Below are 683 nucleotides of genomic sequence, written 5' to 3' on the forward strand. Positions count from 1 at the left end.
CCCCACGCTGTCGAACAGCTTTCGTTCCGCTTCAGGAACCAGATCGATCCAGTCGAGCGTTAATGGATCATCACTCGCCATGACCGGCGTCGTAAATGCAATCGCGAGTAAGCAACTGGCTAAAACTTTTTTCCACATCGTTAGATCCTTATGGTCATTCCGTCACTGAGTGACTGTCTGTAGGCGCGGAATGCTGGAATAAAACCAATCACAATACCGGCGCATTGTACAAAGCTAAGCAGCATCCATTCGTACGCAGAAAGCGTGCTTAACGTGAGATTTATACCGTAGTGTTGTTGAATTAGGGGCTGAAGTAGGGCGAGTATCGCATACAGTCCCAAAACGCCAGTGACGATACCTGCTGCTGTGAGTAAACTCGCTTCACTAATGAGCAGAGAAAAAACGTGGCGCGGGCGTGCTCCCATAGCGCGTAAAATGGCCATTTCTCGACGTCGTTCTTGTAAGCTGGTCAGTAGGCTGCTTAACATGCCGAGTAAACCCGCGATAACCACAAAACCAGAAACCGCCATCAAGGCCTGTTCTGCGACAGACATCATGCCCCACAATTCGTGTAGCGCGACACCGGGCATAATTGCACTGAGAGGCTCTTTCGGGTAGTTGTTGATCTGCCTTTGCAACGCAAAAGTTTGAATGCGCGATTTCAAGCCCACAAGCATGGCAGT

General features: G+C 49.9%; 1 protein-coding gene and 1 pseudogene. Both read right to left on the bottom strand.

The window, feature by feature from the left end; all coding sequences use genetic code 11:
* Positions 1-138: pseudogene (locus R8N49_RS27435) on the bottom strand (DUF3299 domain-containing protein); the annotation flags it as partial.
* A gap of 2 nt (positions 139-140) precedes the next feature.
* Positions 141-683: ABC transporter permease (locus R8N49_RS27440; RefSeq protein ID WP_318190493.1), on the bottom strand; the 543-nt coding region annotated here is incomplete at its 5' end.

It is taken from the genome of Vibrio sp. 1978 (assembly GCF_033344345.1).